Origin of the sequence: Rhizobium hidalgonense (genome assembly GCF_005862185.2) — a bacterium.
Taxonomy (GTDB): domain Bacteria; phylum Pseudomonadota; class Alphaproteobacteria; order Rhizobiales; family Rhizobiaceae; genus Rhizobium; species Rhizobium hidalgonense.
In genome coordinates this window covers 310952-334305 of sequence record NZ_CP054027.1, presented here as the reverse complement: position 1 = coordinate 334305, position 23354 = coordinate 310952, and the positions used below count along the sequence as shown (strand labels likewise).

General features: G+C 61.3%; 22 protein-coding genes, 2 pseudogenes and 1 riboswitch. Of the genes and pseudogenes, 10 read left to right on the top strand and 14 right to left on the bottom strand.

Annotation, left to right across the window (positions count from 1 at the left end; genetic code table 11):
- Nucleotides 1-132: 132 nt before the first annotated feature.
- On the bottom strand, nt 133-570 hold the full coding sequence (locus FFM81_RS01565; RefSeq protein WP_003567156.1) for an Lrp/AsnC family transcriptional regulator: 438 nt from the start codon (nt 568-570) through the stop codon (nt 133-135).
- Between the two features lie 123 nt (nt 571-693).
- On the opposite strand from FFM81_RS01565, the gene rocF reads away from it, so the two are divergent.
- The 4 genes from rocF (at nt 694) to FFM81_RS01545 (ending at nt 5597) form a co-directional block, all read left to right on the top strand.
- The gene (gene rocF, locus FFM81_RS01560; RefSeq protein ID WP_138385220.1) at nt 694-1629 is read left to right on the top strand and encodes an arginase; all 936 of its coding nucleotides are present in this window, start codon (nt 694-696) and stop codon (nt 1627-1629) included.
- A 57-nt stretch (nt 1630-1686) separates the two neighbouring features.
- The gene (gene rocD, locus FFM81_RS01555) at nt 1687-2886 is read left to right on the top strand and encodes an ornithine--oxo-acid transaminase (RefSeq protein ID WP_097533317.1); all 1200 of its coding nucleotides are present in this window, start codon (nt 1687-1689) and stop codon (nt 2884-2886) included.
- A gap of 197 nt (nt 2887-3083) precedes the next feature.
- On the top strand, nt 3084-3560 hold the full coding sequence (locus FFM81_RS01550) for a chemotaxis protein CheW (protein WP_003567163.1): 477 nt from the start codon (nt 3084-3086) through the stop codon (nt 3558-3560).
- 279 nt (nt 3561-3839) lie between these two features.
- On the top strand, nt 3840-5597 hold the full coding sequence (locus FFM81_RS01545) for a methyl-accepting chemotaxis protein (RefSeq protein WP_138385221.1): 1758 nt from the start codon (nt 3840-3842) through the stop codon (nt 5595-5597).
- Nucleotides 5598-5705: 108 nt separating this feature from the next.
- Here the strand turns inward: FFM81_RS01545 and FFM81_RS01540 are convergent.
- The 10 genes and pseudogenes from FFM81_RS01540 to soxR form a co-directional block, all read right to left on the bottom strand.
- Nucleotides 5706-6110: pseudogene (locus FFM81_RS01540) on the bottom strand (MFS transporter small subunit); the annotation flags it as partial.
- A 49-nt stretch (nt 6111-6159) separates the two neighbouring features.
- On the bottom strand, nt 6160-6405 hold the full coding sequence (locus tag FFM81_RS01535) for a formate dehydrogenase subunit delta (protein WP_003567166.1): 246 nt from the start codon (nt 6403-6405) through the stop codon (nt 6160-6162).
- Nucleotides 6395-7165, bottom strand: coding sequence for a formate dehydrogenase accessory sulfurtransferase FdhD (gene fdhD / locus FFM81_RS01530; RefSeq protein WP_046154805.1), 771 nt, complete (start codon nt 7163-7165; stop codon nt 6395-6397). Before fdhD ends, FFM81_RS01535 begins: the two co-directional genes overlap by 11 nt.
- A gap of 131 nt (nt 7166-7296) precedes the next feature.
- Nucleotides 7297-10176, bottom strand: a complete 2880-nt coding sequence (gene fdhF / locus FFM81_RS01525) for a formate dehydrogenase subunit alpha (RefSeq protein WP_138385223.1) — start codon at nt 10174-10176, stop codon at nt 7297-7299.
- Between the two features lie 213 nt (nt 10177-10389).
- The gene (locus tag FFM81_RS01520; protein ID WP_003567172.1) at nt 10390-11946 is read right to left on the bottom strand and encodes a formate dehydrogenase beta subunit; all 1557 of its coding nucleotides are present in this window, start codon (nt 11944-11946) and stop codon (nt 10390-10392) included.
- Nucleotides 11943-12422, bottom strand: a complete 480-nt coding sequence (locus FFM81_RS01515; RefSeq protein WP_025417223.1) for a formate dehydrogenase subunit gamma — start codon at nt 12420-12422, stop codon at nt 11943-11945. The genes FFM81_RS01520 and FFM81_RS01515 overlap by 4 nt, the downstream gene beginning before the upstream one ends.
- Before the next feature lie 134 nt (nt 12423-12556).
- Complete coding sequence (locus tag FFM81_RS01510) at nt 12557-13450, bottom strand: LysR family transcriptional regulator (RefSeq protein ID WP_003567175.1); 894 nt, start codon at nt 13448-13450, stop codon at nt 12557-12559.
- A gap of 171 nt (nt 13451-13621) precedes the next feature.
- The gene (locus FFM81_RS01505; RefSeq protein ID WP_003567178.1) at nt 13622-13963 is read right to left on the bottom strand and encodes an ArsR/SmtB family transcription factor; all 342 of its coding nucleotides are present in this window, start codon (nt 13961-13963) and stop codon (nt 13622-13624) included.
- A gap of 103 nt (nt 13964-14066) precedes the next feature.
- Nucleotides 14067-14837 carry an SDR family NAD(P)-dependent oxidoreductase gene (locus FFM81_RS01500; protein ID WP_003567180.1) on the bottom strand — a complete coding sequence of 257 codons (771 nt, stop codon included), beginning with the start codon at nt 14835-14837 and terminating at the stop codon, nt 14067-14069.
- Nucleotides 14838-15071: 234 nt separating this feature from the next.
- Complete coding sequence (gene soxR, locus FFM81_RS01495; RefSeq protein WP_003567182.1) at nt 15072-15536, bottom strand: redox-sensitive transcriptional activator SoxR; 465 nt, start codon at nt 15534-15536, stop codon at nt 15072-15074.
- A 262-nt stretch (nt 15537-15798) separates the two neighbouring features.
- Nucleotides 15799-15912: riboswitch (TPP riboswitch) on the top strand.
- Between soxR and FFM81_RS01490 the strand changes: the two are divergent.
- From FFM81_RS01490 to FFM81_RS01465, 6 genes and pseudogenes are all read left to right on the top strand, one after another.
- A pseudogene (locus FFM81_RS01490) lies at nt 15903-16028 on the top strand (YkoF family thiamine/hydroxymethylpyrimidine-binding protein); the annotation flags it as partial. It overlaps the preceding riboswitch by 10 nt.
- Before the next feature lie 15 nt (nt 16029-16043).
- Entirely contained in the window at nt 16044-16844 is an 801-nt protein-coding gene (locus tag FFM81_RS01485; RefSeq protein WP_025417224.1) for an ABC transporter permease, read from the top strand.
- On the top strand, nt 16841-17653 hold the full coding sequence (locus FFM81_RS01480; protein WP_138385224.1) for an ABC transporter ATP-binding protein: 813 nt from the start codon (nt 16841-16843) through the stop codon (nt 17651-17653). The genes FFM81_RS01485 and FFM81_RS01480 overlap by 4 nt, the downstream gene beginning before the upstream one ends.
- Nucleotides 17654-17717: 64 nt before the next feature.
- Entirely contained in the window at nt 17718-18728 is a 1011-nt protein-coding gene (locus tag FFM81_RS01475) for an ABC transporter substrate-binding protein (protein ID WP_003567190.1), read from the top strand.
- 265 nt (nt 18729-18993) lie between these two features.
- Nucleotides 18994-20214: an acyltransferase family protein gene (locus tag FFM81_RS01470; RefSeq protein ID WP_138385225.1), complete on the top strand. Its 1221-nt coding sequence runs from the start codon at nt 18994-18996 to the stop codon at nt 20212-20214.
- Between the two features lie 167 nt (nt 20215-20381).
- Nucleotides 20382-21119, top strand: a complete 738-nt coding sequence (locus tag FFM81_RS01465) for a sugar transferase (protein WP_025417226.1) — start codon at nt 20382-20384, stop codon at nt 21117-21119.
- 141 nt (nt 21120-21260) lie between these two features.
- On the opposite strand, the gene FFM81_RS01460 is transcribed toward FFM81_RS01465, so the two are convergent.
- From FFM81_RS01460 to atpD, 3 genes are read right to left on the bottom strand one after another with little or no spacing between them, the layout of a single operon-like run.
- A complete protein-coding gene (locus FFM81_RS01460) occupies nt 21261-21668 on the bottom strand; it encodes a F0F1 ATP synthase subunit epsilon (RefSeq protein ID WP_003567194.1) in 408 nt (135 codons plus the stop codon).
- A complete protein-coding gene (locus FFM81_RS01455; RefSeq protein ID WP_003567196.1) occupies nt 21668-21907 on the bottom strand; it encodes a hypothetical protein in 240 nt (79 codons plus the stop codon). The genes FFM81_RS01460 and FFM81_RS01455 overlap by 1 nt, the downstream gene beginning before the upstream one ends.
- The gene (atpD, locus tag FFM81_RS01450) at nt 21907-23343 is read right to left on the bottom strand and encodes a F0F1 ATP synthase subunit beta (RefSeq protein WP_003567198.1); all 1437 of its coding nucleotides are present in this window, start codon (nt 23341-23343) and stop codon (nt 21907-21909) included. The genes FFM81_RS01455 and atpD overlap by 1 nt, the downstream gene beginning before the upstream one ends.
- Nucleotides 23344-23354: the final 11 nt, after the last annotated feature.

The window sequence follows — 23354 nt, the reverse complement described above, 5'->3', positions numbered from 1 at the left end:
CACACCCTAACCCTCTCCCGTTTTGACGGGAGTGGGGACGTGCCACGCGAAAGGTTGGAGAGGGACGGAGAGGTCGCGTGCGGGGAGAAGGTGGCGGCAGCCGGATGAGGGGCTAGTTCCGCAGATCATACGCTAAAAACCCGTCTTGCTGGTCTTGAGCAGAATATTGCTCTCCGTCGAGTTGATGCCGTTGATCAGCCGGATGCGGCGCAGCGTCTCGTCGAACGAAACGAGGTCGCGATCCTCGAGTTCGGCGACGAAATCCCATTTGCCGTTGGTGCTGTGCAGGGCACGGACCTGCGGCAGGCCACGGAGCTGATCGGCCACCCGGTCGGCGAGTTTGCCGAGCACCTCGATCATCACGATGGCGCGCACGCCGGCCGACCGCGTCTCATGACCGGTGCGGATGGTGAAGCCGACGATGGTACCGCCGGCGACCAGCCGGTCGATACGGGCGGCAACCGTTGCCCGCGAGGCGCCGGTCATAGCCGCAAGCGAGGAAACGGAAATCCGGGCATTGTGGCGAAGTGCACTCAGAAGTTCGGTATCGAGATCGTCCACGCTGATCACTTTGTCAAAATAGATTTATCAATTTGCGCAATCATAATCCATTTCTGACACTTTTCCATCTTTTTGCCGTCAGCGCTTTATCCCACTATCGGCCCAAACAGGCCTCAACACGGAGCCCTTCGAATGAATGCCCAATCGCGATCTGTCACCCTCATCGGCGCGCCGCTGGAAGAAGGCTCCGGCCGCAGGGGCGCTGCCATGGGGCCTGCGGCCCTGCGCATCGCCGGCGTCGACCAGACGCTGATCGAGCTCGGCCATGACGTCGCCGATATCGGCGATCTCAGGATCGTGCCGGCGATGGACCTGCCAAACCATCCGAAAGCTCACAATCTGAGAATCGTCGGCGCCTTCACCCGTGCGCTCGAAAGCAGCGTCCACGACGTCGCCGCCTCCGGCCGCTTCCCGCTGATTCTCGGCGGCGACCACAGTCTTTCCATGGGCAGCGTCTCCGGCATGGCCCGTTATGCCACCGGCAAAGGCCGACCGCTTTTCGTGCTCTGGCTCGATGCCCATGCCGATTTCAACTCTCCCGCCACCTCGCCCTCCGGCAATATTCACGGCATGCCCGTCGCCTTCTTCTGCGGCGAGGCGGAGTTCGCTGAGATCCTGCCGAAGGATCGTCCCTTCGTCGACCCGAAGAATGTCTTCCAGGTCGGCATCCGTTCGGTCGATGCGCGTGAGCGCGAGGAAATTCACGAACACGGCGTCAACGTCTTTGATATGCGCGCGATCGACGAGCAGGGCATCGGCGCCATCATGCGGGAGATCCTCGATGCCGTCGCCAGGGCGAACGGCCTGCTGCATGTCAGCCTCGATCTCGATTTTCTCGATCCCGAAATTGCCCCCGGCGTCGGCACGACGGTGCCCGGCGGCGCGACCTTCCGCGAGGCGCATCTGGTGATGGAAATGCTGTCCGACAGCGGCCTCGTTTCGTCGCTCGATCTCGTCGAACTCAATCCGTTTCTCGACGATCGCGGCAAGAGCGCCCGCGTCCTGGTGGAACTGACGGCAAGCCTGTTCGGCCGCCGCATCTTCGATCGCCCGACACGTGCGGCTTAAAAGGCACGCGCCGCCTGGAACTCACATTTTTCGGCCATGATCTAGAGGGGAAGAAACATGAACACTTCGGAAAAACTGATCGCCACCGAACAGCGTCTCGGCGCCAACAACTACAAGCCGCTCGACGTTGTTCTGACGCGCGGCGAAGGTGTTCATGTCTGGGATACCGACGGCAATCGTTATCTTGATTGCCTCTCGGCCTATTCCGCCGTCAACCAGGGCCATTGTCACCCGAAAATCCTCGCTGCCATGGTCGAGCAGGCGGGCAGGCTAACGCTCACCTCCCGCGCCTTCCGCAACGACCAGCTCGCTTATCTCTACGAAGAACTTGCGGCGCTCACCGGCTCGCACAAGATCCTGCCGATGAATTCCGGCGCCGAAGCGGTGGAGACCGCCATCAAGGCGGTGCGCAAATGGGGATACGAGGTCAAGGGCGTGCCGGAAGGCCAGGCCGAGATCATCGTCTGCGCCGACAATTTCCACGGCCGGACGCTGAGCATCATCAGTTTCTCCACCGATCCCGACGCCCGCACCGGCTTCGGCCCCTACACTTCGGGCTTCCGCACCATTCCCTTCGGCGATGCCGAGGCCTTCGAGTCCGCCATCAATGGCAATACGGTCGCCGCGCTGATCGAGCCGATCCAGGGGGAAGCCGGCGTCATCATCCCGCCGGCAGGATATTTCACCCGCATCCGCGAGCTCTGCACCGATAGCAACGTCACCCTCATCCTCGACGAAATCCAGACCGGCCTCGGCCGCACCGGCAAGCTGCTGGCCGAGGAGCACGAAGGCATCGAGGCCGATGTGACACTGATCGGCAAAGCGTTGTCCGGCGGCTTCTATCCCGTCTCGGCAGTGCTTTCCAATTCCGCGGTACTGGGGGTGCTGAAGCCCGGCCAGCACGGCTCGACCTTTGGCGGCAATCCGCTCGCCTGCGCGGTGGCGCGCGCAGCACTCAAGGTGCTGACGGAAGAGGGCATGATCGAGAATGCCGCTGTCATGGGCGACTATTTTCTCGAAGGCCTCAGGTCGATCCGCTCGAACATCGTCAAGGACGTGCGCGGCCGCGGCCTGATGATGGCTGTCGAACTGGAACCCGAAGCCGGCGGCGCGCGCCAATATTGTCATGCGCTGAAGGAACGCGGCCTGCTCGCCAAGGATACGCACGACCATACGATTCGCCTCGCTCCGCCGCTGGTGATCACGAGGGAGCAGGTCGATTGGGCGGTCTCGCAGATCGAAAAGACCATTAGCTGACCTCAATCGAGGACCAAACCTTCGCAAATCCGGTTGCCGATTTAGATTTGGGCAACACTCTTCCGTTAATGTCGTCGATAACCGTAACGATGCTTGGCCGAGCGCAAAGCCATCGCGTGGTGTGAAGGCAAAGCTCGTCCGCGCCAATGGTGGCGCGCCCGCTTCTGCCCTGGCTTACGACAGTTGGGAAGAATTCTATGACCACGATCAATTCCACTAGCTTCAGCGGCGATACGCTCGAGATCATTGCCTTCCGCCTGCATGATCAGGAATTCTGCGTCAAGACGACGACCATCCGCGAAATCCGCGGCTGGGCGCCGTCGACGCCGATCCCGCATGCGCCGGCCGATGTTATCGGCGTCATGAACCTGCGCGGCTCGGTCATCCCGATTATCGACCTTGCCTATAAGCTCGGCATGAAGAGCACGGTCGCCAATGAACGCAGCGCCATTGTCGTCGCCGAAGTGCACAGCATGGTCATCGGCATGCTCGTCGACCGCGTTTCGGATATTCTCACCATTTCGTCCAGCCAGGTCCAGCCGGTGCCCGAAGTGACCGCCTCCTTCGATCGCGCCTATTGCGAAGGCATCATCGCATCGGAAAATGGCATGATCTGCTTCCTGAACCTCGCCAAGATGTTCAAGGAAAACGAGACGGATGAACTGGCGGCCTGAAAGGCCGTTATCATTCGTAACTTGAAAGCCGCCCTACCGGGGCGGTTTTTTATTGCCGTCTTCGCCAAACTTGCTGTATCACTACCATATTATTAGCATTAGCTTTTATACGTAATATTAACCACGCTCCCTCAGCATCGTCAGGAAGCATACGGATGGCAAATCCGGCGCAGACGGAACGATAAGCGAATATTGTTTCTTCCCGGCACCGGCATACCTCGTCCGCCCTCTCGCTTCTCCAGCCAAACAGCAGACGCTGTGCATCTCAAAGGGACAGAAATGCTTGGTCTCACCTCCGATTCGAAATATATTCTCGACGCCATCTCCAAATCGCAGGCGATCATCGAATTCGATCTCAGCGGCAATATTCTCACGGCGAACGAGAATTTCTGCAACGCGCTTGGTTATCGCTTGAACGAGATCATCGGCAAGCACCACAGTATGTTCTGCGAGCCGGCCTATACGGCAACGCCTGAATATCGCGCCTTCTGGGCGCGGCTCGGACGCGGCGAATATGATGCCGGCGCCTATAAGCGTCTTGCCAAGGGCAGCAGGGAAATATGGATCCAGGCGTCCTACAACCCCGTTACAAAAGGTGGAAAGCCATTCAAGGTGGTGAAATTCGCCGCCGATATCACGGCGGCGAAGAAGCAGGCGGTCGAAGATGCGGGCAAGCTGGAGGCGATCTCGCGCTCGCAGGCGGTGATCGAATTCACTCCGAAGGGTGAAATCCTGACAGCGAACGAGAATTTCTGCCAGGCCATGGGATATTCGCTGGCCGAAATCGCCGGCAAACATCACAGCATCTTCTGCGACCCGGCCCATATCCGCACCGAGGAATACGGCAACTTCTGGCGCCGTCTTGCCGATGGTGAATTCATCGCCAACGAATTTGTCCGTTTCGGCAAGGGCGGGCGCGAAATCTGGATCCAGGCAGCTTATAATCCGATCGTCGATGCCGACGGCAAGGTCTACAAGGTCGTCAAGTTTGCGACCGACGTCACCCAGCGGATGAGCGCAATTTCCCAACTCGGCGGTGCGCTGCGCCTTCTCTCGGAGGGCGATCTGACGAAGACGGTAGATACCCCCTTCGTCCCCTCGATGGAGCAGTTGCGCCACGATTTCAACACTACCATTCAAGGCCTTGCTGAGACGATGAAGACGATCGGCGAGAATGGCGGCGCGATCGCCGCCGGCTCGCGCGAGATCGGTGCATCGGCCGACTCCTTCTCCAAGCGAACGGAACAACAGGCTGCATCCGTGGAGGAGACGGCAGCAGCGCTGGAAGAGATCACCACCACGGTCAACGATTCCAGCCGTCGCGCCGACCAAGCAGGCCGCCTTGTCGCCAAGACCAAACAAGGTGCCGAACAATCCGGCACGGTCGTCCGCAATGCCGTCGCGGCCATGGATCAGATCGAACAATCTTCACGCGAAATCACCAACATCATCGGCGTCATCGACGACATTGCCTTCCAGACCAACCTGCTGGCGCTGAATGCCGGCGTCGAGGCGGCGCGCGCCGGTGAAGCCGGCAAGGGCTTCGCGGTCGTCGCCCAGGAGGTTCGCGAACTCGCTCAGCGCTCCGCCAAGGCCGCCAAGGAGATCAAGGCGCTGATCAACACCTCGAGTGAGCTCGTCAAGAACGGCGTCGGCCTCGTCGGCCAGACCGGCAAGGCACTCGAGGAGATTGTCGCTCAGGTTGGCGATATCAACGGCAATGTCGTCGCGATCGTCGAAGCATCGAGGGAACAGGCAACCGGCCTCAAGGAGATCAACCAGGCGGTCAATTCGCTGGATCAGGCAACCCAGCAGAATGCCGCAATGGTCGAGGAAAGTACCGCCGCCAGTCACAAGCTTGCGACGGAAGCCGAAACGCTGCGTGTCCTCCTGTCGCGGTTCCGCCTCCCGGGCGAAGTCCAGAGCCCTGGCAGGCACGACGTAAAACAGGGCTCGCCGGCGCTGCATCTCGTTTCGCGGGTGGCAAGGGCGCATGGCGCGACCGTAGCTGGCGCCAAAAGCTGGGAGGAGTTCTGACCCTGTCCTCCGTTCCCGGCATAAAGCCGACAGCGTTTTAAAATAACAACAGGCACAAAACAGGGATAGGCGCGCCGCATGAGGTTCATGCGGCGCGCTTTCTATATGTCAGCCGAACAGCGCGAAGGTCGCCTTCAACGTTACCCAGACACCCCACAGCAGCGGAATGCCGACGACGGCCCAGGCAAGCACCGCCTTGGCGTCCAGCCCGCCGGTGCCGATGCCGAAGGAACCCGTCGGTCCGGCATTGGCGGCCGCCGACTTTGCCTGCAGCGCGGCGACCTCGTCATCGGACATGAACCACTTGTCCGATAACGGCCTGATCAGCGCGTTGGCAACCAGCCCGAGGGCCAACATTCCAGCGAGGATATACATCGTGCCGGTGTAGAGGCTCGGTCCGGGCGCAACGCCGGCGGCAATCTGTGCTTCGCGGGTATAGTTGACGACGACAGGTCCGACGATGCCGGCCGTTGCCCAAGCCGTCAGCAGCCGGCCGTGGACGGCGCCGACGAACTAGCGCAGGCAGCGAACTGCCGCCTCCTCCCGCATGCGTCGATCGTAATTACCGGACTTGGTTAGCCTCCGCCGCAGGTTTGCGGATCATGGGAGCGGCCTGGAGCACGAGCGCATCCAGGCCGTTTTCCTCCGTCTCGAGGATTTCGAACAATTGCCGCCGCATGCGCGGCTCCCAGAATTTATTGATATGATTGGCAACCCCCTCCACGGCCTCGCTTGCCGGCTGGCTTTTGAAGAAAGTGGCGATCTGGTTTGCCATATAGACGAGCTTGGACTTGGTATCATGCGACATCGGCGATGCTTCCAGGCAAGATGCGGTGCGGGTGGGTGAAAATCTCGAAATCCTCGCCGCGCACCAGCGCGACGAGCGTCATGCCGGCTGCTTCGGCCGTGCGGATGGCCAGAGCCGTCGGCGCTGAAATGGCGATCAGCACCGGGCTGCCAAGGATCGCCGTCTTCTGCACCATCTCGACAGACAACCGACTGGTAACGACGACAACACCGTCCCCGCCTTTTTGGCCCGAGCCGATGACAGCGCCGCAGAGCTTGTCCAGCGCATTGTGCCGGCCGACATCTTCACGCACGGCAAACAGTTCCCTGCCGGGAAGATAAAAGGCGGCGCCATGTACCGCCCGCGTCTCGCGATGCAGCGGCTGCGCCTCGTTCAGAAGCGAAACTGCCCGAACGATATCCGCGTGCGATAGCCCCAGCGGCGATGCCGAGACATCCGGCACGGGCCGGACCGCCTGTTCGATCGATTCGATGCCGCAAAGCCCGCAACCGACCGGCCCCGCCATGCTGCGGCGGCGCGCCCGCAGCCGGTCGGCGACGTCATCGACGAGACTGACCTGCACGTCGATGCCCTGCTCACCCTCGAGGATCTCAATGCCTGATATCTCCGCCCGCCCGGTGATGATGCCTTCGGTCAGACTGAAGCCGACGGCAAAATCCTCGAGATCGGCGGGCGTCGCCATCATCACCGCATGCGAACTGCCGCCATAAGAAAAGGCGATCGGCACTTCCTCCGGCACGATACGAGAGCCGCTGTGCATGAGGCCGTTGCGGCGGGCGGTTTCGGGGGCAGGGGCGGTGGTGATGAATGCGCGCTCCCCCCTCTCCCCAGCGGGGGGCCGAAGGGGAGAAGGGGAGGCCTCGTCGACAAAGCCGGACCGTTTCCCCATCCTCACTCCGCTGCTTCGAGTTTGCCGGCGATGCGGCGCGATTGCCGTGCCTGCTCGTCATATTCCATCTGCCAGTCGCTCGGCCCGTTGGAAGGCGAGACCTGCACCGCGGTCACCTTGTATTCCGGGCAGTTGGTAGCCCAGTCGGAAAAGTCGGTGGTGATGACGTTCGCCTGCGTATTCGGATGATGGAAGGTCGTGTAAACGACGCCCGGCGCCACGCGATCGGTGATCAGCGCCCTCAGCGTCGTGTCGCCGGAGCGGCTGACGAGCTTCACCCAGTCGCCGTCGCGAATGCCGCGCTGTTCGGCGTCGTGCGCATGGATTTCCAGCCGGTCCTCCGCATGCCAGGCGACATTCTCGGTCCGGCGCGTCTGCGCCCCGACATTGTACTGGCTGAGGATTCGGCCGGTGGTGAGCAGCAGAGGAAAGCGCGGGCCGGTGCGCTCGTCGGTCGCCACATATTCGGTCCGGATGAACTTGCCCTTGCCGCGCACGAAACCGTCGACATGCATGATCGGCGAGCCGAGCGGGTTCTTTTCGTTGCAGGGCCACTGCACCGAGCCAATCTGGTCGAGATAGTCGTAGGAAACAAGCGCGAAACTTGGCGTCGTCATGGCGATCTCGTCCATGATCTCCGACGGATGGGCATAATTCCAATTAAGCCCCATCGCCTGGGCAAGCTTCTGCGTCACCTCCCAGTCACCATAGCCGTTGCGCGGCGACATGACCTTGCGCACGCGGTTGATACGGCGTTCGGCATTGGTGAAGGTGCCGTCCTTCTCGAGGAAGGTCGAGCCCGGCAGGAAGACATGGGCGTAATTGGCGGTCTCGTTGAGGAACAGGTCCTGCACGACGACGCATTCCATCGCCGCCAGCCCGGCCGCGACATGTTTGGTATCGGGGTCGGACTGGAGAATGTCCTCACCCTGGACGTAGAGACCCTTGAAGGAGCCGTCGACCGCCGCATCCAGCATGTTCGGAATGCGCAGGCCCGGCTCGTTGTCGAGCTTCACGCCCCAGAGCTTTTCGAAGATGTCACGAGTCGCATCGTCGGAAATGTGCCGGTAGCCTGGCAGCTCGTGCGGGAAGGATCCCATGTCGCAGGAGCCCTGCACATTGTTCTGGCCGCGCAACGGGTTCACGCCGACGCCCGGACGACCGATATTGCCGGTCGCCATCGCCAGATTGGCGATCGCGATGACCGTGGTCGAGCCCTGGCTGTGTTCGGTGACGCCGAGGCCGTAGTAGATCGCGCCGTTGCCGCCCTTGGCATAAAGCCGTGCCGCGCCGCGCAGATCCGCCGCCGGCACGCCGGTGAATACCTCGGTCTGCTCCGGACTGTGCGTCGGTTCGGCGACGAAGGCGGCCCAATCCTCGAATTCCGACCAGTCGCAGCGCTCACGGATGAAGCGCTCGTCATAGAGCCCTTCGGTGACAAGCACATGCGCCAGCGCCGTCATGACGGCGACGTTGGTGCCGGGCTTCAGCGGCAGGTGGTAGGAGGCCTCGATATGCGGCGACCGGACGATATCGGTGCGGCGCGGATCGATGACGATGAGTTTGGCGCCCTGACGCAGCCGCTTCTTCAGCCGCGAGGCGAACACCGGATGCCCGTCGGTCGGATTGGCGCCGATGATGACGACGACATCGGATTGTTCGACGCTGTCGAAATTCTGCGTGCCGGCCGAGGTGCCGAACGTCTGGCCGAGGCCATAGCCGGTCGGCGAATGACAGACGCGGGCGCAGGTATCGACATTGTTGTTGCCGAAGCCGGCACGGACCAGCTTCTGCACCAGGTAGGTTTCTTCATTGGTGCAGCGCGACGAGGTGATGCCGCCGACCGCCTCGCGGCCATATTGATACTGGATGCGACGAAACTCCGATGCAACATGTGCGAAGGCCTCGTCCCAGCTCACCTCGCGCCAGGGATCGCTGACCTTTTCACGGATCATCGGGTTGAGAATGCGGTCCTTGTGGGTGGAGTAACCGTAAGCAAAGCGGCCCTTGACGCAGGAATGGCCGCGATTGGCCTGGCCGTCCTTCCAAGGCACCATACGCACCAGCTCCTCGCCACGCATTTCCGCCTTGAAGGAACAGCCGACGCCGCAATAGGCGCAGGTGGTAACGGCCGAGTGCTCGGGCTGGCCGATCTCTATCACCGACTTCTCCGTCAGCGTCGCCGTCGGGCAAGCCTGGACGCAGGCGCCGCAGGAGACACATTCGGAATCGATGAAACTTTCGTGCGCACCCGCTGAAACGCGCGAGCCGAAACCACGCCCCTCGATCGTCAGCGCGAAAGTGCCCTGGACTTCCTCGCAGGCCCGCACACAGCGCGAACAGACGATGCACTTGGAAGAATCAAAGGTGAAATAGGGATTGGACTCGTCCTTCGGCATCCATTGCAAATTGATGTCGCCGTTGTTGCGCGCCCTGACGTGGTTATCGCCATCATAGCCGTAGCGCACATCGCGCAGACCGACGGCGCCCGCCATATCCTGCAATTCGCAATCGCCATTGGCGGCACAGGTCAGACAGTCGAGCGGATGGTCGGAAATATAGAGTTCCATCACGCCGCGGCGGATATCTTTCAGCCGTCCCGTCTGCGTGTGCACCACCATATTGGCCGCCACCGGCGTCGTGCAGGAGGCCGGCGTACCATTGCGGCCCTCGATCTCGACAAGGCAGAGTCGGCAGGAGCCGAAGGCGTCGATCATGTCGCTGGCGCAGAGCTTCGGCACCGTGATGCCGGCCTCCATCGAGGCGCGCATGATCGACGTGCCTTCCGGCACGCTGATCTGTTGCCCATCGATGGTGAGCGTCACCATGGTTTCGGATGTCGAAGCGGGAGTGCCGTAGTCGATTTCATGGATGAGAGACATGGTCGGCCTCCTGTATGGAAATAGAATTGAGCAAGTCAGGGCGGCGTTCGAGGTCCCCCACAAGTGGGGAGATCACAAGCGGCTCACACCTCCAGTTTTGGCGTTTCACCGCGCTACGGGAATTGTTTGGGGAAACCAGCGCGCCCAGCCAATCTCCCCACCTGTGGGGGAGATGGCCGGCAGGCCAGAGGGGGGCTGGCACGTAGAAAGTCATCATTCCGCCGCCTCCGCGATCGGTGCCGGCGAAAAATCTTCCGGGAAATGCGTCATGGCGCTCATGACCGGATAGGGCGTGAAGCCGCCGAGCGCGCAGAGCGATCCGAACTTCATCGTGTTGCAGAGATCGGTGAGCAGCGCCCGGTTTTTCTCCGGCTCGATGCCATGGGCGATCTTGTCAGCTGTCTCGACGCCGCGTGTCGAGCCGATGCGGCAGGGCGTGCACTTGCCGCAGCTTTCGACGGCGCAAAATTCCATGGCGAAACGCGCCTGCTTCAGCATATCGGCGGTGTCGTCGAAGACGACGATGCCGGCGTGACCGATGAGTCCATCCTTCGCCGCGAAAGCTTCATAATCGAACGGCGTATCGAACAGCGCTCTCGGGAAATAGGCGCCGAGCGGCCCGCCGACCTGCACGGCCTTGACAGGCCGTCCCGTCGCCGTGCCGCCGCCGATCCTGTCGACGATATCGCCGAGCGAAAGACCGAAGGCTGTTTCGTAAAGCCCCCCATATCGGACATTGCCGGCGATCTGCAGCGGAATGGTGCCGCGCGAGCGGCCCATGCCGAAATCGCGGTAGAAGGCGGCGCCTTTCTCCATGATCACCGGGACGGAGGCAAGCGAGATCACGTTGTTGATGACGGTCGGACAGTCGAACAGTCCCTTATGCGCCGGCAGCGGCGGCTTGGCGCGCACGACGCCGCGCTTGCCTTCTAGGCTGTTCAGCAGAGCCGTTTCCTCGCCGCAGACATAGGCGCCGGCGCCGGTGCGCACCTCGATATCGAAGGCGCGGCCGGAGCCGAGCACCGACAGGCCGAGAATGCCGGCCTGCCGAGCGATGCCGACGGCTTCGGTCATTACAGCGATCGCATGCGGATATTCCGAGCGCGTATAGACGAAACCCTTCGTGGCGCCGGTGGCGAGGCCCGCGATCGCCATGCCCTCGATCAGCACGAAGGGATCGCCCTCCATGATCATCCGGTCGGCAAAGGTGCCGCTGTCGCCCTCATCGGCATTGCAAACGATATATTTGCGGTCGCCGCCGGCATCGAGAACGGTCTTCCACTTGATGCCTGTGGGGAAGCCCGCACCGCCGCGGCCTCGCAAGCCGGAATCGGTGACTTCCTTGACCACTTCGGCAGATGTCATCGAAACGGCGCGGCGAAGGCCGGCAAGGCCGCCATGCGCTTCGTAATCGGCCAGCGAGAGCGGATCGATGACGCCGCAGCGGGCGAAAGTCAGGCGGGTCTGTTCTTTCAGGAACGGGAGGTCTTCAACCTCCCCGAGACAGAGTGGGTGTTCGCCGCCGCTCATCATTCCTGCCTCGAACAGCGCAGCTACATCCTTGGCTTTCACCGGTCCGTAGCCGATGCGCTTGCCGGCCACCTCGATTTCGACCAGCGGTTCCAGCCAGAACATTCCGCGCGAGCCGTTGCGCACGATCTCGGCATCGAGGCCGCGGGCGGCGATCTCCTGGGTAATCGCCTTTGCCACCTTTTCGGCCCCGAGCGCCAGCGCAGCGGCATCGCGCGGAACATAAATCCTGACTGTCATCGGCGGGCCTCCGTAACGAGTTCGGCCGCCAGCTGCTCGTCGATCCGGCCATAGACCTCGCCGTCGAGCATCGCCGACGGAGCGCAGGCGCAGAGCCCGAGACAGTAGACCGGCTCCAGCGTCACGCTGCCGTCGAGCGTCGTCTGGTGAAAGTCGATGCCGAGCAGCGCCTTGACGCGCTCGGCCACCGCATCGCCGCCCATCGACTGGCAGGCCTCGGCACGACAGAGCTTCAGCACATGCCGGCCGGGCGGGTGGTCGCGGTAATCGTGATAGAAAGTCACCACGCCATGGACCTCGGCACGGGAGAGGTTCAATTCTTCGGCAATCACAGGGAGAGCTTCCGGCGGCACATAGCCGAATTCTTCCTGAACTTCGTGCAGAATGGGAAGCAGCGGCCCTTCGCGGAAGCGAAGATCGGCGATGATGGCACGAGTGCGCGCTGTGATATCGCCTTCGGCGATATGAATGGTCATAAGGCAGCCCTCCCGACGGCTTGCTCGTTGCGGAATGGCGGCCTCCCCAGCCCAAGTGCTATTCCGTGGGCAGCATCTCAGGGAAGCCGCTAGCGATCAATAACGCTATCACGTCGGTTGATAGGTTTTTCCTATCAAAGTTCTTCATCTCGAACGAGCACTCTGGCTTCATGCAGCAAGGCCGAGACGAGCGGCGTGAAGGGCTCGCGATAAGGCGCGACAAGGCCGACCAGATGATGCGCCTCCGGCTCGACGATCGGGATCATCCGGATTTCCACCGGAAAACCAAAGGATTTCGCGACGTTGCGCGGCATGATGCTCGCCCAGCGTCCGGTCCTGACATGCGAAAACAGCACGATCATCGAATTGGACTCGAGCGTCGGATGGACCGTGGCGCCCGCTTCCGTCAGATGCCGGTTGATGATGCGGCGGTTCTGCATGTCGGCGGTCAATAGACAAAGCCGAAGATCACCGACTTCCTTCCAGGTCACATTGTCGCGATCGGACAGCGGGCTGCCTGCAGCGGTGATCAGATGATAGCGCTCGGCATAGAGCGGAACGCTGGTGACACGGCCGAGCGGCTCGTTTTCGAGATAGGTGATGCCGGCATCGATTTCGAGGTTTTCCAGCATGCTCAGCACCTGCAGCGAATTGCGCGAGACGATCGAAAAGGTGACGCCGGGATGCCGTTCCTGAAAGGGCGTGGTGATGCGCGAAAGCATGGCGAGCGCCGTCGGAATGGCGGCAAGGCGAATGTGGCCGGAAAGGCCGCGGCGGGCGGCGCGCATTTCCTCGCGCATGGTTCGGGCATCGCCGACGATGCGCCGGGCCCATTCCAGCACGCGCTGCCCCTCCGGCGTCAGCCCCTGGAACCGCGAGCCGCGCTGCACCAGCATGACCCCCAATTGATCTTCGAGCTGCCGGATGGCGGCCGACAGCGTTGGTTGCGAGATCCCGCACTCCTCGGCGGCGCGGCCGAAATGCTTTTCATTGGCGAGGGTGATGAAGAATTCCAGCTTGTCGATCATCCGGTCTCCCGCGACATTTCGCGTCCGGCCTCATCTTCGACGTAGCAGCCGTGCTCCGCAAGGGCGGTCGCTGAAGCGCGTCGCGATCTTTCAGATTCGCTTGTCGCACTTTTAAATGTTTTTTCGCGTGTCGTTATCTCAAAACCGCCGCTCACTTTTGCGCGGCGGGTTTCAATAGCTTTCGACAATCGGAAAAAGCTCGAACAGTGATTCGAGGAAGGCAAGCACGCTGACATTGCCGATACTGTAATAAACCAGCCTGCCCTGGCGGCGCGTATTGACCAGGCCTTCGAGCCTCAAACGCGCAAGCTGCTGCGAAACCATCGCCTGCTGTATGCCGAGAATATTTTCGATTTCACCGACCGTCCGCTCCTGTTTCGCCAGTATGCAGAGGATCAGAAGGCGGGTGTGATGCGCCAAAGCCTTCAGCAGATCGCTCGCTTCATGGGCTTTTCCAGCGAGTATGTGCAAGTCCTGGCCGGTCATCCCCGGCTCCGGTTTAGGCAACGGCATTCGATATCTCGGAAGGGAGAAAGTGTAGTCAATCAGCACAATAGCATATTCGCACAAGCGAATTGGTCAATAGCGATGAAATGCCAAAAAAGGTCCAAACAAATCAGCAGATAAGCTGTCCGCCATTGATCTCGATCACCTGGCCGGTAATGTATCCCGATAGTAAGGGAGCCGCCAGGAACAGATAGGCGGGAGCGCAATCCTCCGCCGTGCCGAGCCGCTGCAGGGGGATGGATTTCCGGGTTTGCTCCAGCTTTTCTCGGGAGGAATAGCGCTCGTGGAAATCCGTCTCGATCGTTCCCGGCGAGACGCAGTTGACGCGGATGCCATCCGGGGCAAGCTCGCGGGCAAGCGCCTTGGAATAGGTCGCAACGAAGGCTTTCGAGGCCGAATAGATCGAGGAGCCGGGGCTGCCGCCGGTCAGCGCCGAGATCGATACGGTGTTGACGACGGCAGCACCCTCGGCCGCCTTCAATGCCGGCAGCAATGCGCGCGTCAGCGCCACCACCGACGTCTGGTTCAACCGTATGACCGCCTCGTACTCCGCGTCGGTCAGCGTGGCAGCGGGAAAACGGCCAAGCATGGTGCCGGCATTGTTGACGAGCACATCGACCCTGTCGAAGAAACCGAGAACATCTTCGGCAAATTGCGCCGCCCCGCCGGCGGCGGAGAAATCGGCATGCAGCAGCAGCGCCCGTCTTTCCGATTCAGCCGTCAGCAGGAAATCCGGCAGGTCCCGCCCCGGCTTGCGCCCGGTATGGACGATCACCTTGGCACCGCAATCCAGGAACTGCCGAGCGACTTCGAGGCCGATGCCGCGGCCGGCGCCGGTGACGACGACATTGCGATTTTCGAACAGTCTGGGATGAAACACGAAGCCGTCCTCTTAGAGCATGACGCCGAAAAGTGTGAGCGGTTTTCGGACGACGTCATGCTCTGGCTCTAGAATTTGGAACAGGATTCAGATTTGAGGCCGACACGGCCTAAAATCATCCTGTTCTAGCGGCCAGTGCCGCCGGTTGCAGCACTCGCCCTTAACATATGAGCGCGCCGGCCGAAAGAAAGGAGCGTATCGATCTTTCCGCGGGAGCTCGTCTAAACCCCTTGCTTAGCTTTCGGTCTCCAGCAGCCGCGCCCCCGGCCCTTCCTTGCCGAGCCGGTCGCCGGGATTGCGCAGCGGACAGCTATCGACCGACAGGCAACCGCAGCCGATGCAGCCGGTCAGGCGGTCGCGCAGCAGGCTGAGCCGGCTTATTCGCGCGTCGAGATCGTCCTTCCAGCGCGCCGACAGCGTCTGCCAATCGGCGGCCGTCGGCGTGCGCCCCTGCGGCAGAGATTCGAACGCCGCCTGGATTTCGGCAAGCGGAATGCCAACCCGCTGCGCCACCTTGATGATCCCGAGCCGGCGAAGCACATCACGCCCATAACGGCGCTGGTTGCCGCGGGTGCGAATGCTCGAGACCAACCCCCTGGTCTCGTAAAAATGCAGCGCCGAGACCGCAATGCCGCTGCGTTCCGCCACCTCGCCGACCGTCAGCAGCTTGCCGAGCGGAGTTGCAGGAATCCTATCCATTGCCTCTTGACCTCAATATTGGTTGAGGTTTTATATCTCTTGCTCCAGCAATCGTAAAGCCCAATCGGGCGCTCGCACCTTATGCCGATATTGCCGCCTGAGGCAGCAAGCTGTCGTCCCGTTCCCGGCAGGTACGGGACCGCCGAGGACCACCCGAGCGGGATCCCGCTCGGGTGTTTCCCTGACATTGGGTCCCTTCCGACCACGCGGACCGGTTGGCAATTTTGCGGTTGCCGGAAGAAAAGCCGGGTGATAGTTTCCGCCGAAATAACAGGGGAGCTCCGTATCGCCGGGGCTGAGATGTGAGGCGCAAACCTCTGGACCCTTCAAAGCTGATCTGGGTAATGCCAGCGGAGCGAGGTTCAGATGGTCTCAGGCGCACAAGTGTCACTCTATCCGATGTCCGGCAATTTCGTCGGCATCATCCGCGATGCCGTCACGGCGCCCGATCCCTATCGCGACCGGCTGCGCATCGAGACCGACCATATATCCTGAAATCGAGCGCTGATGACACCGTCGCAACCTTCCCGCCTCGCCGCGCTCGGCGCCGCTCTCACCCGGGGCATACCCGCCTTGCTCGCAGGCTGCGCCTTTTTGGCGGCATGGGAACTCTATGTCGATCTTTCCGGGATCAAACCGTCCATCCTGCCGGCGCCTTCGCGCATCGTCACCCAGGGCTGGCTGAACCGCGAGGCGTTGATCGCAAATACCTGGCCGACGCTCGGCGCCACACTCGGCGGCTTCGCGCTGTCGCTGGCCTTCGCCTTCGTCGCATCGATCCTGATGGATTTCATGCCCTTCATGCGCCGGGCATTGCTGCCGATCTTCATCGCCAGCCAGACCCTGCCGCTAGTGGCGATCGCACCGCTCGTCGTCCTCTGGTTCGGTTTCGGCCTCCTACCGAAGATTCTGCTGGTGGCGCTCGTTACCTTCTTCCCGCTGCTCGTCGCCCTGCTGCAGGGCTATGAATCGACCGACCGCGACATCGCCGAATTGCTGCATTCGATGAAGGCGAGCCGCTGGCGCATTTTCCGCCTGGCACGGCTTCCCTCCGCGCTGCCCTATTTCTTCGCCGGCCTGAGGATCTCGATCACCTATGCCGTCGTCGGCGCGATATTTGCCGAATATGCCGGCGCCGCCCGCGGCCTCGGCATCTACATTCTCAACGCCAAGAACAATTTCCGTCCCGATCTCGTGCTCGCCGCCGTCCTCGTCAGCGCCGTGCTCACCCTCTGCCTGTTCGGGCTGACGCTATTGATCCAGCGCCTGCTGATGCCCTGGCAACCATCCGGGGAGCGGCGCCGATGAGCGACAGAATGGTTGAACTGCGCAATATCTCGAAATCCTTCGACGGCATGCAGGTGCTGGGCGATATTTCGCTCAACGTCGCAGACGGCGAATTCGTCTCGATCGTCGGCCCGTCCGGCTCCGGAAAATCGACGGTGCTGCGACTGCTGACGCAGGCACTTCGTCCCGATTCCGGCGCACTGCTTTTCAACGGCACGCCACTGGAACAGGCACCGCATGCCTTCGCCTTCATGCCACAGCGCGATGCGCTGATGCCCTGGCGCCGGATCATCGACAATGCGGCACTTGGCCTCGAGGTGCGGGGCATGGGCCGACGGGCTGCCCGCAATGTTGTGGCGCCCCTGTTCGAAAGCTTCGGTCTTGCCGGCTTCGAACACCATTATCCCTCCGAACTGTCAGGCGGCATGCGCCAGCGCGCCGCCCTGCTGCGCACCGTCGTCCAGACCCAGGACATGCTGCTGCTCGACGAACCGTTCGGCGCGCTCGACGCGCTGACGCGCACGCAGATCCAGGAATGGCTGCAGGGCATGTGGACGGAACACCGCTGGACGGCGCTGCTGATCACCCATGATGTTCGCGAGGCCGTGTTCCTCTCGGACCGCATCTACGTGCTTTCGGCCCGCCCGGCGCGTATCATCCGTGAATTCCGCGTTCCCCTGCCCCGCCCGAGAAGCCTTGCCGATCTCGGCTCGCCGGCGGCCCAGGCGATCGAAACCGAAATCCTGCAAACCCTGCTTCATCCGCTGGAACAGGATGATTTTAGGCCGATCGGCCTAAAATCGGAATCCTGTTCGAATTTAAAGAGTTAGAGCATGATGCCGAAAACAGCTCACGCATTTCGGCACCATGCTCGAGAGACCTGAGGAGGTCACAATGCTGCTTCTCACCCGTCGCCAGACGATCTTCGCCGCCATCGCGGCAAGCCTTGTCGGCCGGCCTGCCTTCGCCCAGTCGGCGCCCGCAAAGGCTCGCATCGCACTCGACTGGACGCCCAACACCAACCATATCGGCATCTATGTCGCCAAGGCGAAGGGCTTTTATGCCGCGGCTGGCCTCGATGTCGAAATTCTTCCCTTTGCCGATACCAGCGCCGGAACGCTGGTATCGAACGGTGTCGCTGATTTCGGTATCAGCAGCGAGATCGAGGCGATCACGCAGCGCGCCGCCGGCGGCGACGTGAAAATGGTCTACGGCGTCGTCCAGACCGAAACAGCGCGGCTGATCTTCAAGGGCGGACGCGACGACATCAAGAGCCCCAGGGACCTCGACGGCAAGACCTATGGCGGCTTCGGCGGCACGTGGGAAAGCGCGTTGGTCTCTGCGATGATCCGCAATGATGGCGGCAAAGGCGAGGTCAAGACTGTCACCCTCGGCACCTCCGCTTACGAGGCGCTGGACAACGGCTCGATCGACTTCACCCTGGAGATCTATACCTGGGAAGGCGTTGCTGCCGAATTGGAAAACAGGAAGATTGCCCGGTTCCACTATTCCGACTATGGCATTCCAGACGAGCAGACCACGGTCATCGTTTCCAGCGATACCTATCTCTCGGCCAATCGGGACAATGCCCGCGCCTTCATTCAGGCGACGCGAAAAGGTTATGCCTATTCCATCGATCATCCCGACGAAGCCTGCGCGCTGCTGATATCAGAGAGCAACGGCGCGCTGATGAATACCGAATTGGTGAAAGCTTCGCAGACGGCACTGATCGAAGGACACTTTTTGAAGTCCGAGGCCGGTGTGATCGGCACCCTCGATCCGACAAAGGCCGATGCGATCGGCGGCTTCCTGGTCGAGAACGGCATTCTGGTCGATGCGAATGGCGCCGCACTCAAGGACAAGCCGGACTTTTCGACCTTTTATACCAACGAACTGCTGGACTGAGCTCAGCCCCGACCTTGCCCGCCGCGGCGTTCCACGGCAAAGTCCTCGGGCACTGCATGATTTCTTAAATCGGAATCGGTATAAGAAAAATGATGCAGCATTCAAAGTGTTACAGCGCCTTTGCGCATCGCTAGAGCAATCCCAGGAAAAGCGCGACGTGGTTTTCCGTCCGGGATTGCGTAAAAACAAAGGGTAGAGCGGTTCGGCGCTTCCGTGAGAACTTGAACCGCTCTAGGACCGCGCGGCGCTGTAAGGCGAGGACAAGATGCGACAACAGGAGCGACTGGCCGGAGCCGACTTTCTGCGCGCAACGGCCTGTCTTCTGGTGCTTGCCCATCATCTGACGCTCCGGCTGGATATGCGCAGAATTCCCGACGAATTGGGGCCGGCCGCAAACATCCTCCGCTTCGGCAATTTTGGCGTCGCCATCTTCTTCGTGCTCAGCGGCTTTCTTCTTGCCCATCCCTTCTGGCGCGCGCTCGACGCGGGCGGCAACATGCCGAGCCTTGGCCATTACACGATCCGCAGAGCGGCGCGCATCGCACCGGGCTTCTGGGTGGCCGCAACCGTCAGCTTCGCCCTCAGCCTGACGCTGCTTGCCCTACCGCTGACGCCGGAGTTGACACTTCGCTACGTCTCCGGGCTGATGTTCATGAGCCAGTGGCATTGGCGCACATTGTTTCCCGTCGAAGCCGACGGGCCGCTGTGGTCCATTCCCTTCGAGGTCACCAGCTATGTGCTCCTGCCGATCTGCTTTCTCCTGCTGTTTCGTTTGCCTCTTCTCAGGCGGCATCCACTGCTTGCCCGCGTCGCCTGGCTTTGCGTCATCGCAGGCGTACTCCTCGTCCATCTGCTGATCCTCACCGTCTTTCCGCTGGACGACATCGGACGCGGCTGGGATTACGGCCTCCAGGGCGGGGCGAAGGAGTGGATGCCGAGATTTAATCCGATCGGCTTCTTTTCCATCTTCGCCCTCGGCGCGTTCGCCGCCGGCGTCGAGGGCATGCTGAGAAGACGGTCCACCTTCTGGTTCGATGCTGCAGCGCTGCTGGCCCTTGCCGTTGCCGGCTACCGCCTCGCCATATCGCTCGGCGGCACCCCTGAAGCTTACGGCTGGCTCGGCATGCCCTATGGCTTTCCGGTCTTTCCCCTGGCGATCGCAACGGCGCTGGTTTCGCTCTGTCATTCACAGCACCTGGGCAGGCTGCTCGACAATGCGCCCGTCCGCTACATCGCCAAGATCTCCTTCGGCATCTATATCTGGCAGGAGATCATCCTGATATCGATCCAGAGGCTCGACCCCGGCTCGTTCGGCGTGTCCACGGAAAATGTCGTCACCGGCTGGCTGCAGTCCTGCGGACTGGCGGCCACACTGGTCCTTCTCGTCGCCAGCCTCAGCTACCACCTGCTGGAGAGACCGGCGATCGACCTCGGCAACCGCCTGACATTCAACCCATCCAATCGGGCTACTCCTTTCAAAGTATAAATTTCCGACCATTTCAACTAAGGCGCTAAGGTTAATGGCGTAATACTCCCATTTTTGGCTACTTTATGATTACGGGATTCTTATTTATACCGATGACAAACGATACATGACGATGTATCTGTCTCCCTACAGTTCAGTATCGCATCTAAACTTGTGGGCCTTGCGTAATGAATGCTTATACTTCGAAGACGAATTCACGCTTCGATCCGTCTCAGCGTCAGGACAAAATCAGGTCCCTGGTTGTCGCGAATTCCAACATTCGCCAGCCGGACAGCTTTTCGCCTGTCGACAGAAAGATGGCTACGCGACTGGGCGTCAAGCGGCTGTTCGACATCGTCGCCTCAGTCAGCGCCCTCACCGTGCTGGCGCCATTTTTTCTGGCGATCGCGCTCTTCATCAAACTCGACGATGGCGGTCCGGTATTTTTTCGGCAGATCCGCTGGGGCCTGAACGGCCGAAAGATCGTGGTCTTCAAGTTCCGCTCGATGCGCGCCGAAGATTGTGATCCGAGCGGCATTCAGCAGACCGTCGAGGGCGACAGCCGGATGACCTCCATCGGAGCGGTCCTCCGAAGGACCAACATCGACGAGCTGCCGCAGCTTTTCAACGTGCTTATCGGCGAGATGTCGCTGGTCGGTCCGCGCTGCCATGCGATCAATATGCGTGCTGCCGGCAGGCTTTACGAGGAGCTGGTGCCGGACTACCACCAACGCCACATCATGCGCCCCGGCATTACCGGCCTTGCGCAGACACGCGGCTGGCGCGGCCCGACGGCGCGACCGCTGCAAGCGCGCGCCCGCATCGCCTGCGATATCTACTATGTCCGGAATTTCAGCCTGTTGCTCGACTTGAAGATTTTATTGAAGACACTGGTCATCGAGCTGCGTGGCGGCACCGGCTTCTGAGACGCGTTGATAATGCGACGGTCCTAGCCGGTTTTTCGCCAACAGGCAGCCCGATGGCGCTGCCGTCCGCCTGCCGACAGGTCAACGGACGCAAAAAAGGCGGCTGTTGCAGCCGCCTTTGATCATCGCAGTCGATTGCGATCAGTCCTGTTGAACGATGCCGCTCAGATGCGTCAGTTCCATGATGAAGTGCTCGAGCTTCGACTTGTGTTCGTGCAGCTCGGCATGTTCGAGCTCCAGGCGGGCAGCTTCAATCCGACGGGTCAACTCGTCCTTGTGGAGTTCCTCGACCGGAACGGCGGATTCGGCAAGCAATGTGCAGCCGGTCGGCAGAATATCGGCAAAGCCGCCGAACACGACGTAGTCCTGCTTCTTGCCGGAGGCCGAACGCACGCTCACGACACCGGGCTTGACCGTCGTCATCGTCGGCGCATGGTGCGCCATGACGGTCATTTCGCCTTCAGTCGCGGGAATGACGACCTCGGTCACCATCTCCGACAGCAGCAGACGCTCCGGCGAAACGAGCTCAAAGTTGAAATTGTCAGCCATCAGTGACTTACCTTCTCGGCTATGGCTTTCGCATCTTGCAATTGGGTCCCGCAGAACGGGCAGTGCATTATCGCTTGGTCGAGATAACCGAGGCCTTCCTCGCTCTGGACCAGACCGACCACCATCATCAGCACGCCGTTATCTGCGCGATAGATGGTCGGTGCGGCTGGTTCCGGGAGATCCGCCACGACCCCTTTCAGAGAATCGCAGCAGAATATCTCGTCTAGCGCGTCGCTCATCAAGCAGCTGCGAGCTTCTTGGCCTTTTCGATCGCTTCTTCCATCGAGCCGACCATGTAGAAGGCAGCCTCCGGCAGGTGATCGTATTCGCCATTGACGAGGCCCTTGAAGCCCTTAATCGTGTCTTCGAGAGCAACCAGCTTGCCCGGCGAGCCGGTGAAGACTTCGGCGACGAAGAACGGCTGCGACAGGAAACGCTCGATCTTGCGGGCGCGGGCGACGGCAATCTTGTCCTCTTCGGACAGTTCGTCCATGCCCAGGATGGCGATGATGTCCTGCAGAGCCTTGTAGCGCTGCAGCGTCGACTGAACCTTACGAGCGACTTCGTAATGCTCTTCGCCGACGACCATCGGGTCGAGCATGCGCGAGGTCGAGTCGAGCGGATCGACGGCCGGGTAGATGCCCTTTTCAGCGATCGAGCGCGACAGAACCGTCGTCGCGTCAAGGTGCGCGAACGAGGTTGCCGGCGCCGGGTCGGTCAAGTCGTCGGCCGGGACGTAAATGGCCTGGACCGAGGTGATCGAACCTGTTGTCGTCGTGGTGATGCGCTCCTGCATCTGGCCCATGTCGGTTGCGAGCGTCGGCTGATAACCGACGGCCGACGGGATGCGGCCGAGCAGAGCCGATACTTCGGAACCTGCCTGGGTGAAGCGGAAGATGTTGTCGACGAAGAACAGAACGTCCTGGCCCTGATCGCGGAAATGTTCGGCGACCGTCAGACCGGTCAGAGCGACGCGGGCGCGGGCGCCCGGCGGTTCGTTCATCTGGCCGTAAACAAGTGCTGCCTTCGAGCCTTCGCCGCCGCCAAGCTTGTTGACGTTCGATTCGATCATTTCATGGTAAAGATCGTTGCCTTCGCGGGTGCGTTCACCGACGCCTGCGAAAACCGAATAACCACCATGCGCCTTGGCGACGTTGTTGATCAGTTCCATGATCAGAACGGTCTTGCCGACGCCGGCGCCGCCGAACAGGCCGATCTTGCCGCCGCGTGCATAGGGTGCCAGAAGGTCGACGACCTTGATGCCGGTGACCAGGATCTGCGCTTCCGTCGACTGTTCGACGTAGGAAGGTGCGTCCTGGTGGATGGCGCGCTTGTGGGCGGTGACCAGCGGACCGGCTTCGTCGACCGGCTCACCGATGACGTTCATGATGCGGCCGAGCGTCTCGTTGCCGACCGGGACCAGGATCGGTTCGCCGGTGTCTGTGACTTGCTGGCCGCGAACGAGACCTTCGCTCGAGTCCATCGCGATGGTGCGGACTTCGTTTTCGCCAAGGTGCTGCGCAACTTCGAGAACCAGACGGTTGCCGTTGTTGGTGGTTTCCAGCGCGTTCAGGATCTTCGGCAGTTCGCCTTCGAAAGCAACGTCGACGACGGCGCCGATAACCTGGGTGACTCTGCCGACAGAGCCGGTCTTGGGGGTAGCTGCCTCAGCCATTTTCTGACCCT

What these genes read in the sequence shown, in the direction of transcription:
- FFM81_RS01485 (WP_025417224.1), top strand. Translation starts at nt 16,044, where the DNA reads ATGACACCGTCGCAACCTTCCCGCCTCGCCGCGCTCGGCGCCGCTCTC.
- FFM81_RS01550 (WP_003567163.1), top strand. Translation starts at nt 3,084, where the DNA reads ATGACCACGATCAATTCCACTAGCTTCAGCGGCGATACGCTCGAGATC.
- FFM81_RS01505 (WP_003567178.1), bottom strand. Translation starts at nt 13,963, where the DNA reads ATGCCGTTGCCTAAACCGGAGCCGGGGATGACCGGCCAGGACTTGCAC.
- FFM81_RS01510 (WP_003567175.1), bottom strand. Translation starts at nt 13,450, where the DNA reads ATGATCGACAAGCTGGAATTCTTCATCACCCTCGCCAATGAAAAGCAT.
- FFM81_RS01480 (WP_138385224.1), top strand. Translation starts at nt 16,841, where the DNA reads ATGAGCGACAGAATGGTTGAACTGCGCAATATCTCGAAATCCTTCGAC.
- fdhF (WP_138385223.1), bottom strand. Translation starts at nt 10,176, where the DNA reads ATGTCTCTCATCCATGAAATCGACTACGGCACTCCCGCTTCGACATCC.
- FFM81_RS01475 (WP_003567190.1), top strand. Translation starts at nt 17,718, where the DNA reads ATGCTGCTTCTCACCCGTCGCCAGACGATCTTCGCCGCCATCGCGGCA.
- FFM81_RS01545 (WP_138385221.1), top strand. Translation starts at nt 3,840, where the DNA reads ATGCTTGGTCTCACCTCCGATTCGAAATATATTCTCGACGCCATCTCC.
- FFM81_RS01520 (WP_003567172.1), bottom strand. Translation starts at nt 11,946, where the DNA reads ATGACAGTCAGGATTTATGTTCCGCGCGATGCCGCTGCGCTGGCGCTC.
- FFM81_RS01535 (WP_003567166.1), bottom strand. Translation starts at nt 6,405, where the DNA reads ATGTCGCATGATACCAAGTCCAAGCTCGTCTATATGGCAAACCAGATC.
- FFM81_RS01455 (WP_003567196.1), bottom strand. Translation starts at nt 21,907, where the DNA reads ATGAGCGACGCGCTAGACGAGATATTCTGCTGCGATTCTCTGAAAGGG.
- atpD (WP_003567198.1), bottom strand. Translation starts at nt 23,343, where the DNA reads ATGGCTGAGGCAGCTACCCCCAAGACCGGCTCTGTCGGCAGAGTCACC.
- fdhD (WP_046154805.1), bottom strand. Translation starts at nt 7,165, where the DNA reads ATGCACAGCGGCTCTCGTATCGTGCCGGAGGAAGTGCCGATCGCCTTT.
- rocF (WP_138385220.1), top strand. Translation starts at nt 694, where the DNA reads ATGAATGCCCAATCGCGATCTGTCACCCTCATCGGCGCGCCGCTGGAA.
- soxR (WP_003567182.1), bottom strand. Translation starts at nt 15,536, where the DNA reads ATGGATAGGATTCCTGCAACTCCGCTCGGCAAGCTGCTGACGGTCGGC.
- FFM81_RS01460 (WP_003567194.1), bottom strand. Translation starts at nt 21,668, where the DNA reads ATGGCTGACAATTTCAACTTTGAGCTCGTTTCGCCGGAGCGTCTGCTG.
- FFM81_RS01470 (WP_138385225.1), top strand. Translation starts at nt 18,994, where the DNA reads ATGCGACAACAGGAGCGACTGGCCGGAGCCGACTTTCTGCGCGCAACG.
- rocD (WP_097533317.1), top strand. Translation starts at nt 1,687, where the DNA reads ATGAACACTTCGGAAAAACTGATCGCCACCGAACAGCGTCTCGGCGCC.
- FFM81_RS01515 (WP_025417223.1), bottom strand. Translation starts at nt 12,422, where the DNA reads ATGACCATTCATATCGCCGAAGGCGATATCACAGCGCGCACTCGTGCC.
- FFM81_RS01465 (WP_025417226.1), top strand. Translation starts at nt 20,382, where the DNA reads ATGAATGCTTATACTTCGAAGACGAATTCACGCTTCGATCCGTCTCAG.